The following is a 16,218-nucleotide window of genomic DNA, read 5'->3' as shown; positions in this document are numbered from 1 at the left end:
GAGGTGCTGAGGCGCTCAAAGCCAGTGACCACGCCCTGCACCACGCGCACCGCCTGCTGAACTCGCACGCCCCAGGCCTGAGCGACCGGAGCCTGCAGCGTCAGCGAGGCGGGCTTCATCAGCATGGCTTCGCGGGTGATGCCGTGGTCGGCGCTGGTAAATTCGATGCGCCAGCGGAATGGCTCGCTCAGGCGCTCCTCGCCCTGAAAGGCCAGCACGTCGGGCTGAGAGGTGCAGCCGCGTATCGCCAGCAGATGGTGGCTGTGGCTGAAAAAAGAGACCGGGTTGGTGCTCATGATAATGTCCTTATTGTTCTGCTTCCTGGAGAGAGGCACGCTACCGCCCGTCGCTGCTCCCTGAATAAGGGGCCGGAGCGCATCAGGCCAGAAGCTTCCATGGTGTGTTCAGCCGCCGTCAGCGGCGGCGATGAAAGAGACAGTGATGGTCATGTATTACTCCCGGCCCGGCGGTTTAACGCACGACCGCCCGGGGTATCGCTGGCGGCCATCGGGCGCGTGCGTCATCGCCCTATACAGCAAAATTCCAATAAGCATTACTCATATTTCCCCCTGTAAAAAAAAGGCGAAAAAATGGAGAAAGGCACACTTTTTCTGTGTGTGCAGGCGCAAATATATAGCACTATCGTTATGCCACTCAAGAGGAAAGTTTTTTGTTTTTATCTGAAAAATATAGGAATTTTCTGGATATTCAGCAAAAATTACCGAAAATTAGTCGCGAATAGAGGAGAGAGCTTTTTCCGAAAAAAAACGGGGGAACAGGGTAAGAACGTCAGGGGTAAATGCGATGGACAGGGCTGTGACATCAAAAAAAATTAACTGTTCCCGTAATAACTATCATGAACCCGGACAAACATGACCGCCGTTCACCCGGTACGCTGCGAAAGCTTAAAAAACCTAAAAAAGAGTCCGTCCGGGATATGAGACTATCACCTCACCGGGCGGCGTTTTTCCCACCCGTGCATGCCATCAAAACGAACCCAGCCATATGCTGCCCCTTGCCTGTTTTTCTCAAAAAACGGGAAGCCACACATTGATCCCTGCATATTTAATGCTAGAGTGAGAAAAATTAACTTAGGAAATAATCTCATGAATCATTTAGAACTTCAGGCATTGCGCCATATTTTCTTTCTCAGCATTGAAGAAGCCGCCCGTTATATTGCCACGGATAATGACGTAGCCGCATGGCAACGAAAAGAGTCGGGAGAGGAAGCGATCAACGAGGCAATAATTCATCATTTTGATGCGTTATTACTACAACGACAACATCATATGAATGCCATTATTGATAAAATCAACTCACGCATTGGTAATAACACCATGAAGTATTTCTCTGACTTCGATGAATTCCAGCGCGCCTGCCCTGGGGGCGATCGGCTGGCATGGAAAACCTATCAGTCCGTCGCCGCAGAGCTTTACTCGCGCGGGCTGGAGCGCCTCTGCTGAGAGAAGCGTGACGCAGCACGCATAATCATGGATGCCACCCCGGCTCCACCGCCAGACACAATACAGATTGTGCAACATGATTAGTCACACCTTATCCGCACTTGATAACCTTTCTCCCTCTTTCATTCCGTGCCGGGGTTTTACCCCGGTTACAAATGTTAATTATCCTGAGTTTCTATAGTTCACTGTGTTAATCCCATAGAAAACCTCTATTGATTACACAAAAAAAAGCATTATTCAGCCTTCTCCCTGCTCCGTAGTATTAATAACAACAGCATTGTTATTGATATTCACCGCATGCCGGTTTTATTTATCCGGCAAAGGTCGCAACGGAGCCGATATTATGAATGGTTATCGCCATCTCTTTACCCCAATTACCATTAATGGCATGCGTTTAAAAAACCGCATTATTATGCCACCGATGGGAACCAATTTTGCCGGGTTAAATGGAGAAGTCAGTGAACAGCAGCTGGATTATTATGCGCTGAGAGCAAAAGGCGGCACCGCGCTGATCACCATTGAAAATGTCTGCATCGATTTTCCCTTTGCCACTAACGGCACCACCCAGCTGCGTATTGATAACGACCAGTATATTCCCGGCCTGTTCCGCCTGACGGAGCGCCTGCATCAGCACGGTGCCTGTGTCTCGGTTCAGCTCAACCATGCCGGGGCCTCTGCCTACGCCGCCCGTCTGGATCAGCAGCAACCCGTCTCCTCCTCTACCCAGCCGTCAAAGAAAAACGGCAATATTCCGCGATCCCTGAGCGTGGAGGAAATCTATCAGGTGGTGGAGAAGTTTGGCGATGCCGCCCAGCGTGCCCGTCAGGCAGGCTTCGACTGCGTTGAGATCCACGCCGGGCACTCTTACCTGCTGTGCCAGTTCCTGTCACCGATCTACAACCAGCGAGACGATGAGTTTGGCGGCTCTGTCGAGAACCGGGCGCGTATCGTGCGCCTGGTGGTGGATAAGGTGCGTGAGAAAGTCGGCCCGCGTTTTCCCATCAGCCTGCGCTTCAGCATGGATGACTTCGTTGAGGGCGGTAACCACCCGGAAGAGATGCTGGCGCTGCTGGAACACTGCCAGCAGAACGTCGATATGCTCAACGTCTCAGCGGCACTGAACGATACCCTGCAATTCCAGATTGACCAGATGGACCTGCCCGACGGCTGGAAGCGCTATCTGTCACGCGATGTACGCCAGCGCTTCGGCAAGCCGACGGTGATCGCCGGTAACATCCGTAACCCCATGATTGCCGAAGATATCCTTGCCAGTGGTGATGCCGACCTGCTGGCTATCGGGCGCGGGCTGATCGCCGAACCGGCATGGGTGAACAAAGTCCAGAACGGCCAGGAACATCTGATGCGTCACTGCATCTCCTGCAATATTGGCTGCGCCGACCACCGCATTGCCCGCTCACGCCCCATCCGCTGTTCCATTAACCCCGATATTTTGCACGGCGATGCGTATCAGCAACGCCATATCAGCCATCCGCTCAAGGTGGTGGTGATTGGCGGCGGTACCGCCGGGATGGAAGCGGCCTGCACCGCAGCCGAAGTGGGCTGCCAGACCTGGCTGCTGGAAGCGCAGCCGCAGCTGGGTGGCCTGGCACGCGATATTGCGCGCCTGCCGGAAAAACAGCGTATTGCCGGTTTCCCGCTGTTTATGGAACGCCGCCTGCGCGCCCTCGACAACCTTGAAGTGATCACCGGGAAACGCGCAGGCGTGGCGGATATTGCCGCACTTCAGCCGGATCTGGTGGTGAATGCCACCGGCTCGACCCCGCTGCTGCCACCGATTAACGGCCTGATGGACTTTATCGACCGTCCGGGCAGCCGGGTGTTCTCCATCACTGGTCTGCTGTCCGGCATCGACCACTTTACCGATACCGCAGGCAAACGCGTGGTGGTGGTGGGCGGCGGCGCGGTCGGGCTGGACGTCAGCGAATATTTCGCCAAACGCGGCGCTCAGGTCAGCCTGGTCGAGATGCTCGATGCACCGGGCCGCGACCTCGATCTGATCACCAAAAGCAGCATGCTCGCGATGCTGGACGAGCACCGGGTAGCGCTGTGGATGCAGACCCAGCTGATGGCGGTGCATGGCGACCATTTCAGCGTAAAAAAAGGCGATGCCCTGCACGACCTGCCGTTCGACTACGGCTTTGTCTGCCTTGGCATGCGTGCCAACCAGCAGGGGCTGGATGCCCTGCAACAGTGGGCGACCAATGAGCAGGTGCGGCTGATGAACATCGGCGACAGCGTGATGGCACGCCGCATCATTGACGGCATCCGCGAAGGGCATGACGTGCTCACCACGCTGGAAGATATGGGCTGCCTGGCGTGACGCGGTGAAGACTCCCCTGCGCCCGGCGGTAATGAATTTTTTAACATTATGAGGATAGCATCATGGCTGAACGTATCACTGGTCACACCGAACTGATTGGACTGATCGCCACACCCATCCGTCACAGTCTTTCTCCTACCATGCATAACGAGGCGTTTGCCCATCTGGGGCTGGATTATGTTTATCTGGCGTTTGATGTCGGCAACAAAGAGCTGAAAGACGTGATCGCCGGTTTTCGTGCGCTGAACCTGCGCGGTTTTAATGTTTCCATGCCAAACAAAACCACCGTGTGCCAGCATCTTGACCACCTCTCTCCGGCCTCAAAACTGGTGGGTGCGGTGAATACCGTGGTCAATGACAACGGCGTACTCACCGGGCATATCACCGACGGCACCGGCTATATGCGTGCGCTGAAAGAAGAGAACATCAATATCATCGGCGAGAAAATGACGCTGTGCGGAGCCGGCGGTGCCGCCACGGCTATCTGCGTTCAGGCCGCGCTGGACGGCGTGCGCGAGATTTCTATCTTCAATCAGCGCGATGCCTTCTGGGACAACGCGCAGGCCACGCTGCGTAAAATCCAGGACAACACTAACTGCGTGGTGAATCTGTACGATATTGCCGACACGCAAAAACTGCGGGATGAAATGGATGACAGCCGGATGTTCACCAATGCCACCGGCATCGGCATGAAACCGTTCGAAGGCGTTACCCTGCTGCCGGATGCGAGCTTCCTGCGCCCTGACCTGATCGTTTCTGATGTGGTGTACAAACCGCAGCAGACGCGTTTACTGGAAATGGCCGGGAAAAAAGGGTGCCGCACAGTCAATGGCTTAGGCATGATGCTGTGGCAAGGGGCGGCGGCCTTCGAGATCTGGACAGGGAAAGAAATGCCGGTCGATTACATCAAAAACATCCTGTTTTGAGTGAAGGCATCTATGAAAAATACCTACATTCCCACCGCCGCCGGGCTGTACCTGAATTATCTGGTGCATGGCATGGGGGTTCTGTTGATGACCCTCAATATGTCCCACCTGGAACAACAGTGGCAGACTAACGCCGCCGGGGTCTCCGTGGTGATCTCGTCGCTGGGATTTGGCCGTCTGGTGGTGCTGTTTGTCTCCGGCATGCTGTCTGATAAATTTGGTCGTAAGCCCTTTATTTATCTCGGTATGCTTTGCTACCTCGGCTTCTTCTTCGGCATTCTCAGCTCGCAGAGTATTACCACCGCCTTTGCCTTTGGCTTCCTGGCCGGTATGGCGAACAGCTTCCTCGATTCCGGCACCTATCCGGCCCTGATGGAGTCGTTCCCGAACTCAGCCAGCACCGCCAATATTCTGATCAAAGCCTTTGTCTCCGGCGGCCAGTTCCTGCTGCCGTTTATTATCAGCGCCGTGATCATGGCCGATCTGTGGTTTGGCTGGTCGTTTGTGATTGCTGCCGCCATTATGCTGGTGAATGCGATCTACCTGCTGAAACGTCCGTTCCCGGATCACCGGGCGCTGGCGAAACCGGCCAGCCCCACCAGCGCGCAAGCCAGCGCAACGCAGCCGCAGAGCAAAAGCAACCTGCTGGATATCGCCTGTTTTACCCTGTATGGCTATATCTCAATGGCGACGTTCTACCTGGTGAGCCAGTGGCTGGCGCAGTACGGCCAGTTTGTGGCGGGGATGCCTTACGCCTCCGCGATCAAGCTGCTGAGCATCTATACCGTCGGTTCCCTGAGCTGCGTTTTTGTCACTGCGGCCCTGGTGAAAAAAGCCGTCAGTTCGGTGAATCTGCTGATGATCTACACCTTTATCTCGCTGGTTGCGCTGCTGGGCGTTTGCCTGCATCCCACTCCGGCGGTGGTAATGGGCTTCGCCTTTGTCATTGGTTTCTCGGCGGCGGGTGGCGTTATGCAGCTGGGCCTGACCATCATGGCGATGAGTTTCCCGCACGCCAAAGGGAAAGCCACCGGCATTTTCTACAGCGCTGGCAGCCTGGCCACCTTCACCATTCCGCTGATCACCGCGAAGCTGTCGCAAACCAGCATCGCCAGTATCATGTGGTTTGACGTCGGGATTGCGGCGGCAGGTTTTGCCCTCGCCTTGTTTATTGGCTATCGCCAGCTGGCTGCGCGCAGCGCATCATTGCAGGTTAATCGCGTGCAGGCGTAATGCCTGCTATCAGAGATGAGAACATCATGACCGCTATTGTAAACGTAAAAAATATCACCTTTGGCGCAGGCAAACCGTTGATCTGCGTCCCGCTGGTCGGCCGCACGCTGGCCGCCATCAGCGACGATGCGCGCCAGCTGGCAGAGGTACAGGCAGATGTGATTGAGTGGCGCGTCGACCACTATGAAGCCGTGGATAACGTGGACGCCGTCAAAGCGGCCCTGCAACAGATCCGCGCCATTTTGCCGCAGATACCGTTGCTGTTTACCTTCCGCAGCAAAAAAGAAGGTGGCGAACACGAAATGAGCGATGAGGCCTATTTCACGCTGAACAGCGTGATTGCCCGCAGCGGGCTGGTTGACCTGATTGACGTGGAGTTATTTAACGATGAAACACGCATCCGGGCGCTGATCGACCAGGCGCATGATGCCGGGGTAAAGGTGATTATGAGCAATCATGATTTCCATAAAACGCCGACGAAAACGGAAATCATCGCCCGCCTGTGCCGGATGCAGACGCTGGGTGCTGACCTGCCGAAAATCGCCGTGATGCCGCAAACCGCGCACGATGTGCTGGTGCTGCTGGATGCCACCCTCACCATGAAAGAGGAATATGCAACCTGCCCGCTGATTACCATGTCGATGGGGAAAACCGGGGCGATCAGCCGTCTGGCCGGGGAAGTGTTTGGTTCGGCGATGACCTTTGGTGCCGCACGCCAGGCCTCAGCACCGGGGCAGATTGCGGTGCAGCCGCTGCGTGAGATGCTTAACGTACTGAGTCATTAATGTCTTACGGGTAAACCTGCGGCATCAGGTTTACCCGCTTTATTATTTTGGGTGTTTTATTTCAGGTTAAGTTCAGACTGGCTGTGCTGAATAATAAACTGTTTAAAGGCTTTGGCTACCGGAGATAACTGACGGTCTTTACGGGTGGCCAGATAGATATAACGTGTCTCACCCGGATCGGTAATACTCATCACCTTCACATCGGAGTAATCCAGCGTGGTAATACGTGGCATAATCGCAATGCCATAATTAATGCTGACCAATCCCACCATCGCTGTATCTTCCTCAACGTAGCAGGCAATTTTAGGCGTCAGGTTCTTCTGGCTAAATATCCTGTCAATAAACGGCCTTAATCCGCTTTTTTCAGAAAAGAACACAAACGGCCACGCCATCGCTTCATGTAAATCAATCGTCATCGCCTCGCGCTGCGCCAGCGGATGATGGCGCGACGTTACCAGCACCAGCTCCTGACTGATGATCGGGGTGAACTCAATCTCACTTTCATGGGGAAGATGGGAGCAGATCGCCAGGTCGAACTTGTCCGCTTTCAGCTCCTGCACGATAGCGCTGCTGGTGCCCTGAAAGAAACAGAAATCGGCGGGCGGCTGCTCCGGCTGCTGGCTGAAGCGCTCGATCAGCTGCGGCACCACCCGTTCCCCCATCGTGTAGATATACGCAAGGTTAACGGTTTCCTGCTGGTTGCCATTTAATCGTTGCAGCGCCGCGCGACCATTCTCCAGCTCGGCAATCGCCTTTTCCACATAGGGCAGAAACAGCGTGCCCTCTTCGGTAATGCGGATATTCCTGCCCTGTTTGGCAAATAACGTCACACCCAGTTCTTTTTCCAGTTCAGAAATCGCATGGCTGAGTGAAGGTTGGGTAATAAACAGACTGCTGGCGGCAGCAGTATAATGTTCTTTCTCCGCCAGACGTTTAAAATAGTAGAGTTGCTTCAGGTTCATAATGCTGACTCACGGTGATGTTCCCGGTAAATAAAAAGTCATCCCTGACGCAATCCCTGTTATTAACGGAATGTTGACTGGGATAATTCTAATATCGGGGGAGAGGAGTGAACTTGATGCGCGTCATGGAAGATTGCGGGGGATGTACAGGTCACGCTAAAAATAAACAGGGACTGACGACAATTTCGCCAGCCCCCGCTTTCGCACAGAGAACGTTAACGCACAATCAGGCCTAACAGGATGCCGACAGCACCGAAGTCAGAGTCACTGAAGGTGGTGTTCGCCAGACCGATGCTGCCCAGTACCGGCAGCAGGAACACCGGAATAAAGGTGATCAGCAGGCCGTTGGTGAAGGCCCCCAGGATAGCACCACGGCGCCCACCGGTAGCATTACCAAACACCCCGGCAGCAGCACCGACGAAGAAGTGCGGCACTACGCCCGGAATAATCACCGTCATATTCAGCGCATACAGCAGGAACATGCCCAGCACCCCGGCAACAAAGCTGCTGAGGAAGCCGACCAGCACCGCATTAGGCGCATACGGGAACACCACCGGGCAGTCGAGGGCCGGTTTCGCGTTCGGCACCAGCTTGTCGGAGATGCCTTTAAACGCCGGAACGATTTCCGCAATCACCATGCGCACACCCTGCAGCACGATATACACCCCGGCTGCAAAGGTAATGGACTGCATCAGCGAGAACATAAACCAGTTTTTACCACCCGCGTTCATCTCTTTCACCGTTGATGGCCCCGCCACCAGGCAGGTGAAGATAAAGATGAAGAACATGGTAAAGGCAATCGCTACCGGCGTATCACGCAGGAACAGCAGGCTTTTCGGCACTTCCATATCTTCGGTGGATTTCTCTTTGTTACCGAACTTGCTGCCGATCCAGGCAGACAGTAACTGAGAAATTGCCGAGAAGTGACCAAATGCCACATCGTCCGAACCCGTCACCTTCTTCATATACGGGTGGATAATCGCCGGGAAGAACACCATCGACACGCCGACCACCAGCGAACCGACCGCAATCAGGCTGGCGCCTTTCATGCCTGCGGTCGCGAGGATCACCGCGACCATCATCGACATAAACAGCGTGTGGTGACCGGTCAGGAAGATGTATTTCCACGGCGTGAAACGGGCAATCGCAATGTTGATCACCATCGCGAAGAACATAATCATCGCCATTTCAGTGCCAAAGCTTTTCTGCGCCACGGCAACAATCGCTTCGTTGTTCGGCACCACGCCCGGAATCCCGAAGGCGTGATGGAAGATGGCCGCAAAGTCGCCCAGTGAAGAGACGATCAGCCCGGCACCCGCGCCGAGGATCAGGAAGCCCATCACGGTTTTCACTGTGCCTTTAATCACTTCTGTGGCCGGTTTTTTCTGTGCAACCAGGCCGATCAGTGCAATCAGCCCCACCAGAATGGACGGCTCGGACAACACATCACTCATTAAAAAACGGAAAAATTCCATTTTTGGCTCCCTTATAACGCGCCGAGTTCAGTCAGAGCTTCAGAGATACGCTCTTTCATCGCCACTTTGTCTACCATGTTTTTCAGGGAGACAATCTTACCGCCCACCTGCTGAGCCACCAGCTGCTCGGCAATATCGGAGGTGCCCACGAAGATATCGCTGGCGGTGCCTTTGGCTGAACCGAGGTCAACATGGTCGACTTCCGCATTCACGCCCAGGTCTTTAACGATTGTTTTAATGCTCATTTCCATCATCAGGCTGGTACCAAGACCGTTGCCACATACCACGGTGATTTTCATTTTTTTTCCTCTGGAGAATTAATAGCGTGAAATAATGGATAAAATCTGTTCAACCTCGGTCGCCGCAATCAGCGATGCCGTATCTTCCGGGGTATCAAACAGATGGGCGAGCGCGGTAATAATGCCGATATGGCTGTTACTGTCCGTCGCCGCCAGCACAATCAGCAGATGCACCGGGTCATTCCCTTCGGAATCGAAGTTAACGCCCTCGCGCACCACCGTCAGGCTGACGCCCATTTTGTTAGCACCGTCTTCAGGACGTGCATGAGGCATAGCGATACCGGGGCCAACCACGTAATATGGACCAATCGCCTCGTGTGAGCGGTAGATAGCCTCGACATAGCGGGCTTCAATGGTGCCGTTATCGCGCAGCGGCTGGCAGGAAAGTGAGACAGCCTCACGCCAGTCAGCGCAGGCAGGGATAATCTGAACAACGTCGGCTGTCAGTAATTCTTTAAGCATGTGTGTCACCTCTCTCTAATCGCCCGAGCAGAGTAGTGTGAGACACATCTGAATAATGTGACGAACATCTAAAAAGATAACGCTAACTGTTATAACTATCATTAATTGTGATCGGCTTATCATCAGCCGGAGAATAATTTGTTGCCAAACGTCGGCAACGGCACACTGGCGGTGAGAATGGGTCAGGCATGCCTGACCCCTACGTTTCGTTTCTCACATACACTTTTGTAGGGGCGAGGCACGCCTCGCCCGGCATAGTCGGAACCAGCAAAGAAGGAGAAGTCAGGATGCGCAAACGTCGCAGTAGTGGCCGGGTGACGCTACAGGATGTTGCCGATTACGTCGGCGTGGGAGCGATGACCGTGTCACGCGTGATGCGTACACCTGAACTGGTGTCTGACAACATCCGCAGTAAAGTGGAACAGGCCGCCCGCGCACTCGGCTATGAAGGCAATCAGGACGCCAGCGAACTGGCCACCCAGAGCGGCAAGCGCGTGACATTACAGGATGTCGCCCGCCACGCGGGGATCGGCCCGATGACGGTGTCGCGCGCCCTGCGCGATCCGAGCCAGGTGTCGGAAGCTTCGCTGATCAAGATCCAGCAGGCGGTGGCCGCCCTCGGCTACGTGCCCAATCAGGCTGCCGGAACCCTGGCCTCATCCCAGTTACATACCGTGGCCGTGCTCTATCCCTTTCAGCATGACCGCGCCAGCACCCGCTTTGTTCAGGCACTGCAACAAACCCTGAGTAAACAGCCGTTCCAGCTGATTATGGCCTGCCATGAATATCATCAGTACGGTGAAACGCCGCTGGTGGAAAAGCTGCTGCAAAACCGCCCTTCCGCCCTGGTGCTGTTCGGGGCGCAGCTCTCCAAAAAGACCTGCGACCTGATTGAATCCGCCGAACTGGTGACGGTTAACGTCTGCGGCGCGGAGCGTTTCTCTGCCGATATCACCCTTGATATCGCGATAAACGATGCCGCCGAACGGCTGACGGCGCACCTGCTGGATAAAGGCTATCGCCGCATTGGCTTTATTGGCGCGCAGACGGATAACCGCCTGCACAAACAGCAGCTCAACGGCTGGCATAAAGCGATGCTGATGCACTATCAGAACGCCGACCTGATGATCACCGTCCCGGATGCGCCAAGCCTGGCGTTTGGTCGCTATGCGCTGGGGCAGCTGCTACAAAACCAGCCGGACCTGGACGCGATTATCTGTAGCCATGAAGAGATTGCTTTTGGTGTACTGTCTGAGTGTCAGCGGCGACTGCTGAAGGTGCCTTATGATATGGCGGTGGCCTGCCTTGATGGCTCGGCCAACTGCGACCACACTTTCCCGGCGCTGACCTCAATGCGACTGAATTACGAAAAGCTGGGCCAGCAGGTGGGCCAGCAGCTGATGGCGATGCTGGACAATGCTCCGCAGCCGCAGGAAGAACAGGTGAGATTCAGCCTGGAAGCCGGTGCCAGCAGCTAACATACCCTAAATAATTCGAGGTGCGTTGAGGCGGCAAGAGAGCGGATCCCGATGAGCTTACACAGGTAAGTGATTCGGGTGAGTGAACGTAGCCAACAAAGAGGCAGCTTGAAGTATGACGGGTATAAATTAAACGATGCAAGGAGAGACCATGACTTATCCCGTAGCGCGATCCCTGACCGTCACCGAAGCGCTCGACAGCCTCGAAAACCATTACAACGCGGCGGTCGATGCCCTGCGCGATGCCATCACCGCGTTTATCGCGGACGGCAGCCTGCCCGATGCCACACAGCGCGCGGCTGGCCTGTTTGTTTATCCGCAGCTGCGCGTCACCTGGGACGGCGTGGCCCCATCACAGCGCCTGACCCGCGCCTTTGGCCGCTTTACCCGCGCAGGCAGTTACACCACCACCATTACCCGCCCGGCCCTGCTGCGCCACTATCTTAGCGAACAGCTGGCGCTGCTGACCCAGGAGTATCAGGTGCAGATCGACGTGCTGCCCTCGCAGCAGGAGATCCCCTTTCCCTATGTGATTGACGGCTCCAGCCTGGCGCTGGACCGCAGCATGAGCGCCGGGATTGCCCAGCACTTCCCGACCACCGAGCTGTCGCAGATTGGCGATGAGAATGCCGACGGACTGCTGCTGCCGGGGGAGACCTTCCCGCTGTCGCACTTCGATGCCCTGCGCACCGACTTCTCGCTGGCCCGCCTGCGCCACTACACCGGCACGCCAGTGGAAGATTTCCAGCCCTACGTGCTGTTCACCAACTACACGCGTTACGTGGATGAGTTTGTGCTGTGGGCCTGCGCGCAGATTGCCGACCCGACGTCGCCGTATCTGGCGCTCTCCTGCGCGGGCGGCACCACCATCACCCACGACACGCCGCACCCGGAACAGCTGGTGTCTGATCTTGCTTGGAAGAAGCACCAGATGCCCGCCTGGCACCTGATTGCCAAAGACGGCCAGGGCATCACGCTGGTGAATATCGGCGTTGGCCCGTCCAATGCCAAAACCATCTGCGACCACCTCGCCGTGCTGCGCCCTCATGCCTGGCTGATGATCGGCCACTGCGGCGGCCTGCGTGAAAGCCAGACCATTGGCGACTACGTGCTGGCGCACGCCTATCTGCGTGATGACCATGTGCTGGATGCCGTGCTGCCGCCGGATATCCCGATCCCGAGCATCGCTGAAGTGCAGCGCGCGCTGTATGACGCCACCAAGCTGGTGAGCGGGATGCCGGGCGAAGCGGTGAAAGAGCGCCTGCGCACCGGCACCGTCGTCACCACCGACGACCGTAACTGGGAGCTGCGTTACTCCGCTTCCGCGCTGCGCTTCAACCTCAGCCGCGCCGTCGCCGTCGATATGGAAAGCGCCACCATCGCCGCCCAGGGTTACCGCTTTCGCGTACCTTACGGCACCCTGCTGTGCGTTTCCGATAAGCCGCTGCACGGCGAGATTAAACTGCCGGGCCAGGCGAACCGCTTCTATGAAGGAGCGATTTCCGAGCATTTGCAGATTGGCATTCGCGCCATCGACCTGCTGCGCGCCGAGGGCGACCGCCTGCACTCGCGTAAGCTACGGACGTTTAATGAGCCGCCGTTTAGGTAGGATGGGGTAAAAATCACTTCTGGTTGTGAGGTAAGCGCGGCTTGGATGAATTTAGAATGCTATCTCGTTGAGGGATGGCATTTTTTTGGTGTGGGGGTTAGTGGAATGATGGCGGCCTAGAGCGAATAGCTGACATCAATACAATGCATCTGACAATTGAGTCGCTGAGTTCATGGACTTGAACCTTCTTCAAGCCATCTGATATATGCTACGTCAGTTAAAAATGGAGTTGAGCAATGACTGAGCTGAAAGCACCCTACTGGAATCGCATGGTTCCCGAACTGACAGTAATGGATTTTTCTGTCTCCCTGCACTTCTATGTTGACGTGCTTGGTTTCAACATCATGATAAGGCGTAAGGAGCCCGATTTTGCCTACGTCAGTCTCGGCGAGGCACAACTGATGCTGGAGAAATATAATCCGGAAGGATGGAATACGGCTGAACTCGTCAGACCGCTGGGTCGCGGCATTAATTTTCAGATAGAAGTAGAAGATATCGAGTCGGTGCTTGCTCGTGTCCGAGCAAATGGCTTCAAGTTGTACAGGGAACTACGCGACAATCACTATAACATCGGAGAAACTACGGCCCGCCAAAGGGAGTTTCTCGTACAGGATCCAGATGGCTACCTCTTACGCTTCAGCCAGTACATTGAATGAAGTGCCAATGTCCGCTCCTCACTCAACAGACCTTCTGACTGAACTGAAGGTCTGCTTTGAGCGAAAAGCGGACGTTCGTAATTGAATCGCCATAAATGTTGCTAGCAAAGCCGTGTGCCAACCAACTGGGAGCGGGTCAACGGAAAAATCATGACTAAGGATTGAAAGACTTGTCGAACGAGTGAAATAATGGCCATCTGAGTAAGGGCGATGTCCACATAAACACTTTTAAGGCTACAAGGCGAGATCCTTAATGAGCATCGAGAATGTATCAAGATTAAAACGAAATCGCGGAGTTCCTGTAGCGATCCGACGTAAATTGCTTGAGAAATACGATCATGCTTGCGCTGCCTGTGGTGTTAAAGATGATGTGGTTCCACTTGAGCTTGCTCATCTTGTTCCCACCTATGCAGGTGGTGAATCATCTGAAGACAATTTGACAATTCTTTGCCCAAATTGTCACCGAACATTTGATCGCCAGCCACGTGAATATGAATTTGTCAGTTTTCTCACTGAGCTATTGAAAAATCATCCTAACTTCAGTGACATACAACAGGATATACTGTTAGGTCGCGAAATTCGTTATAGGGCTGATCTTCTAGTAAACCGACGGTTAAATGATACAAAGGAAGTTTTGCTAATCGAGTGCAAGACCTATTTAGCACTAACTTCCGGCCATATTCATAATGTTATTGAACAATTGGAAAAATACAAATCCAGTTACGGTAATGGCAGGATGGTCCTCGCTATTCCAGCAACCTTGAGAGCAACTGACTTGTCGGCTCTGAATGCGGCGGACATTGAAGCGTGGGATATTAAATACATTGCAAACAATTTTTCTAAACAAATAGAGACTGCATCTCCAAGCTATTATAGGGCATTATTTCTTGCACGGATCACTCGTCCAACAAAAAATATTACTCGCGAGCAAGAGTTAATTAATTCTTTATCTTCCTGTATTCCAGGGAAGAACGACTGCTATTTGTATCAGAACCTCGTTGGAGATATTCTTGAACATTTGTTCACGCCCCCTCTTGGGAAGCCAATTCCAGAGCTATCTGACAAGTTGAAAGCCAATCGCCGCGACTTCATCATGCCAAACTATACTGATAAGGGATTCTGGTCTTTCTTGCGACTAAAGTATGAAGCTGATTACATTGTGATTGATGCAAAAAACTACTCAAGAAAAGTCAAAAAGTCTGAGATCTTGCAAATCGCGAACTACTTGAAACCACATGGAGCTGGTCTCTTTGGGTTAATCATATCTCGCAAGGGTGGCGACGCATTAGGTTGTGAACATACGTTGAGAGAACAATGGCTAGTTCATAAAAAAATGATCTTGGTGCTGGATGACGAAGATGTTAAAGCGATGCTAGTTGCCAAGTCAGATGGTCGCCAGCCTGAAGAAATATTGGGGCAGAAAATTGAAGACTTCAGGCTATCAATGTAGCAGTAAACCGGAATTACGCGAAAAGACGTGCAGGTTCGGTAACTACTAGGTAGTATTTTCCAACGCACAGGATGGTGAGTGTATTTTATCTATATAGATGATCTAGCTCGTAATGTCCGAGCAACGCTACGATCTCATCGGCTGTGTCTTGATCGAGATTTCCGGTCGGTTCATCGGCAAGCAACAGTGCCGGCTTGCCAACCAGAGCGCGGGCAATAGCAACACGCTGGCGCTGCCCCCCCGATAAATCAGCAGGACGATAATAAAGTCTCTCAGCCAGTCCCACCCGATTGAGTTGTAGCTGAGCCTGCTCCCGGGCAATGGATTTTGACAGTCCTCTGTAGAGCAGTGGCAATGCGACATTATCCAGTGCGTTTAGACGAGATAACAGATTGAACCCCTGAAAGACAAAACCAATAATCTGATTACGAACTCTTGCCCGCACATCATCTGAGGCGGTGGAGACGTCGTCCCCGGCAAGTAGGACCTTGCCTGATGATGGTTTATCCAGTAAACCGATAATGTTCAAAAGCGTACTTTTACCGGACCCTGATGGTCCGGTAATGGAACAACTCTGTCCCACCGGGATGGATAACGAAAGGTTTTGCAGCACAACCTGTGATGAAGTGCCTGTCGGGTAAACCTGGGTTATGCCCGACAGACAAATAAAATCTTGAAGCTGTTGCTCAGGAAGACGCATCAGGAGTTCTTACTCCTACCCTGTAAATCATTCTGTGTAACTGCCACCCGATTAATTAAAGGTGACCGTCAATGCGGTCGCCGAACTCGATAATAAAACGACTCATCGCCAGCCGCCAGTTCTGGATCGGCATGCTCCATTTTTTCGACGCCGACTGGATCGCAAGGTAAATCACTTTACGCACCGAGTCATCCGTCGGAAATGCCTTACGTTTCTTGATTGCCTGGCGGATCACGCTGTTCAGCGACTCGATAGCATTCGTCGTGTAGATCGCTTTGCGGATATCCGGCGGGTAACCGAAGAACGTATTCAGATTCTCCCAGTGCACATGTAAGTATCCCAGCTTTAGTTCCACACACTTTTTGAGATTTCCGGTTTC

The 16,218-nt window shown here is 53.8% G+C and carries 16 protein-coding genes; 9 read left to right on the top strand and 7 right to left on the bottom strand.

Annotated elements, in window-relative coordinates:
- On the bottom strand, positions 1-296 hold a 296-nt coding region (locus ACFL9S_RS20420), incomplete at its 3' end, for a contractile injection system protein, VgrG/Pvc8 family (RefSeq protein ID WP_405263476.1).
- 810 nt (positions 297-1,106) lie between these two features.
- Here ACFL9S_RS20420 and ACFL9S_RS20415 point away from each other — a divergent pair.
- The 5 genes from ACFL9S_RS20415 (at position 1,107) to aroD (ending at position 6,748) form a co-directional block, all read left to right on the top strand.
- A complete protein-coding gene (locus ACFL9S_RS20415; RefSeq protein ID WP_405263676.1) occupies positions 1,107-1,463 on the top strand; it encodes a DUF1870 family protein in 357 nt (118 codons plus the stop codon).
- Between the two features lie 343 nt (positions 1,464-1,806).
- On the top strand, positions 1,807-3,804 hold the full coding sequence (locus ACFL9S_RS20410; RefSeq protein WP_405263675.1) for an FAD-dependent oxidoreductase: 1,998 nt from the start codon (positions 1,807-1,809) through the stop codon (positions 3,802-3,804).
- 62 nt (positions 3,805-3,866) lie between these two features.
- Complete coding sequence (locus tag ACFL9S_RS20405; RefSeq protein ID WP_405263674.1) at positions 3,867-4,730, top strand: shikimate dehydrogenase; 864 nt, start codon at positions 3,867-3,869, stop codon at positions 4,728-4,730.
- Positions 4,731-4,742: 12 nt separating this feature from the next.
- Positions 4,743-5,963, top strand: coding sequence for an MFS transporter (locus tag ACFL9S_RS20400; RefSeq protein ID WP_405263673.1), 1,221 nt, complete (start codon positions 4,743-4,745; stop codon positions 5,961-5,963).
- 26 nt (positions 5,964-5,989) lie between these two features.
- The gene (gene aroD, locus ACFL9S_RS20395; RefSeq protein WP_405263672.1) at positions 5,990-6,748 is read left to right on the top strand and encodes a type I 3-dehydroquinate dehydratase; all 759 of its coding nucleotides are present in this window, start codon (positions 5,990-5,992) and stop codon (positions 6,746-6,748) included.
- Positions 6,749-6,804: 56 nt separating this feature from the next.
- On the opposite strand, the gene ACFL9S_RS20390 is transcribed toward aroD, so the two are convergent.
- The 4 genes from ACFL9S_RS20390 to ACFL9S_RS20375 all read right to left on the bottom strand — a co-directional run bounded on the left by ACFL9S_RS20390 (position 6,805) and on the right by ACFL9S_RS20375 (position 9,946).
- Positions 6,805-7,710, bottom strand: a complete 906-nt coding sequence (locus ACFL9S_RS20390) for a LysR family transcriptional regulator (protein ID WP_405263671.1) — start codon at positions 7,708-7,710, stop codon at positions 6,805-6,807.
- A gap of 215 nt (positions 7,711-7,925) precedes the next feature.
- Positions 7,926-9,185 (bottom strand): PTS ascorbate transporter subunit IIC, encoded by a 1,260-nt coding sequence (locus tag ACFL9S_RS20385; protein ID WP_405263670.1) that lies wholly within the window; start codon positions 9,183-9,185, stop codon positions 7,926-7,928.
- A gap of 11 nt (positions 9,186-9,196) precedes the next feature.
- Positions 9,197-9,484 (bottom strand): PTS sugar transporter subunit IIB, encoded by a 288-nt coding sequence (locus ACFL9S_RS20380; RefSeq protein ID WP_405263669.1) that lies wholly within the window; start codon positions 9,482-9,484, stop codon positions 9,197-9,199.
- Positions 9,485-9,502: 18 nt separating this feature from the next.
- Positions 9,503-9,946 (bottom strand): PTS sugar transporter subunit IIA, encoded by a 444-nt coding sequence (locus tag ACFL9S_RS20375; protein ID WP_159337000.1) that lies wholly within the window; start codon positions 9,944-9,946, stop codon positions 9,503-9,505.
- 287 nt (positions 9,947-10,233) lie between these two features.
- Between ACFL9S_RS20375 and ACFL9S_RS20370 the strand changes: the two genes are divergently transcribed.
- The 4 genes from ACFL9S_RS20370 (at position 10,234) to ACFL9S_RS20355 (ending at position 15,139) form a co-directional block, all read left to right on the top strand.
- Positions 10,234-11,424 (top strand): LacI family DNA-binding transcriptional regulator, encoded by a 1,191-nt coding sequence (locus ACFL9S_RS20370; protein WP_405263668.1) that lies wholly within the window; start codon positions 10,234-10,236, stop codon positions 11,422-11,424.
- Between the two features lie 151 nt (positions 11,425-11,575).
- Positions 11,576-13,033: an AMP nucleosidase gene (locus tag ACFL9S_RS20365; RefSeq protein WP_405263667.1), complete on the top strand. Its 1,458-nt coding sequence runs from the start codon at positions 11,576-11,578 to the stop codon at positions 13,031-13,033.
- 236 nt (positions 13,034-13,269) lie between these two features.
- Positions 13,270-13,689 carry a bleomycin resistance protein gene (locus tag ACFL9S_RS20360; protein ID WP_405263666.1) on the top strand — a complete coding sequence of 140 codons (420 nt, stop codon included), beginning with the start codon at positions 13,270-13,272 and terminating at the stop codon, positions 13,687-13,689.
- Between the two features lie 253 nt (positions 13,690-13,942).
- The gene (locus ACFL9S_RS20355; RefSeq protein WP_405263665.1) at positions 13,943-15,139 is read left to right on the top strand and encodes an HNH endonuclease; all 1,197 of its coding nucleotides are present in this window, start codon (positions 13,943-13,945) and stop codon (positions 15,137-15,139) included.
- Between the two features lie 85 nt (positions 15,140-15,224).
- Here ACFL9S_RS20355 and ACFL9S_RS20350 read toward each other — a convergent pair whose 3' ends face one another.
- The gene (locus tag ACFL9S_RS20350) at positions 15,225-15,839 is read right to left on the bottom strand and encodes an ABC transporter ATP-binding protein (protein WP_405263664.1); all 615 of its coding nucleotides are present in this window, start codon (positions 15,837-15,839) and stop codon (positions 15,225-15,227) included.
- Positions 15,840-15,894: 55 nt separating this feature from the next.
- A partial coding sequence (locus ACFL9S_RS20345) for a transposase (RefSeq protein ID WP_405263663.1) occupies positions 15,895-16,218 on the bottom strand: 324 nt, incomplete at its 5' end.

This window comes from Erwinia sp. AnSW2-5 (assembly GCF_045107195.1).
Classification (GTDB): Bacteria; Pseudomonadota; Gammaproteobacteria; order Enterobacterales; family Enterobacteriaceae; genus Erwinia.
Note: the sequence above shows the minus strand (reverse complement) of the source record. Positions and strands in the feature narration are given on the sequence as shown.

What these genes read in the sequence shown, in the direction of transcription:
- ACFL9S_RS20385 (WP_405263670.1), bottom strand. Translation starts at nt 9,185, where the DNA reads ATGGAATTTTTCCGTTTTTTAATGAGTGATGTGTTGTCCGAGCCGTCC.
- aroD (WP_405263672.1), top strand. Translation starts at nt 5,990, where the DNA reads ATGACCGCTATTGTAAACGTAAAAAATATCACCTTTGGCGCAGGCAAA.
- ACFL9S_RS20370 (WP_405263668.1), top strand. Translation starts at nt 10,234, where the DNA reads ATGCGCAAACGTCGCAGTAGTGGCCGGGTGACGCTACAGGATGTTGCC.
- ACFL9S_RS20365 (WP_405263667.1), top strand. Translation starts at nt 11,576, where the DNA reads ATGACTTATCCCGTAGCGCGATCCCTGACCGTCACCGAAGCGCTCGAC.
- ACFL9S_RS20390 (WP_405263671.1), bottom strand. Translation starts at nt 7,710, where the DNA reads ATGAACCTGAAGCAACTCTACTATTTTAAACGTCTGGCGGAGAAAGAA.
- ACFL9S_RS20375 (WP_159337000.1), bottom strand. Translation starts at nt 9,946, where the DNA reads ATGCTTAAAGAATTACTGACAGCCGACGTTGTTCAGATTATCCCTGCC.
- ACFL9S_RS20360 (WP_405263666.1), top strand. Translation starts at nt 13,270, where the DNA reads ATGACTGAGCTGAAAGCACCCTACTGGAATCGCATGGTTCCCGAACTG.
- ACFL9S_RS20415 (WP_405263676.1), top strand. Translation starts at nt 1,107, where the DNA reads ATGAATCATTTAGAACTTCAGGCATTGCGCCATATTTTCTTTCTCAGC.
- ACFL9S_RS20355 (WP_405263665.1), top strand. Translation starts at nt 13,943, where the DNA reads ATGAGCATCGAGAATGTATCAAGATTAAAACGAAATCGCGGAGTTCCT.
- ACFL9S_RS20410 (WP_405263675.1), top strand. Translation starts at nt 1,807, where the DNA reads ATGAATGGTTATCGCCATCTCTTTACCCCAATTACCATTAATGGCATG.
- ACFL9S_RS20400 (WP_405263673.1), top strand. Translation starts at nt 4,743, where the DNA reads ATGAAAAATACCTACATTCCCACCGCCGCCGGGCTGTACCTGAATTAT.
- ACFL9S_RS20405 (WP_405263674.1), top strand. Translation starts at nt 3,867, where the DNA reads ATGGCTGAACGTATCACTGGTCACACCGAACTGATTGGACTGATCGCC.
- ACFL9S_RS20380 (WP_405263669.1), bottom strand. Translation starts at nt 9,484, where the DNA reads ATGAAAATCACCGTGGTATGTGGCAACGGTCTTGGTACCAGCCTGATG.
- ACFL9S_RS20350 (WP_405263664.1), bottom strand. Translation starts at nt 15,839, where the DNA reads ATGCGTCTTCCTGAGCAACAGCTTCAAGATTTTATTTGTCTGTCGGGC.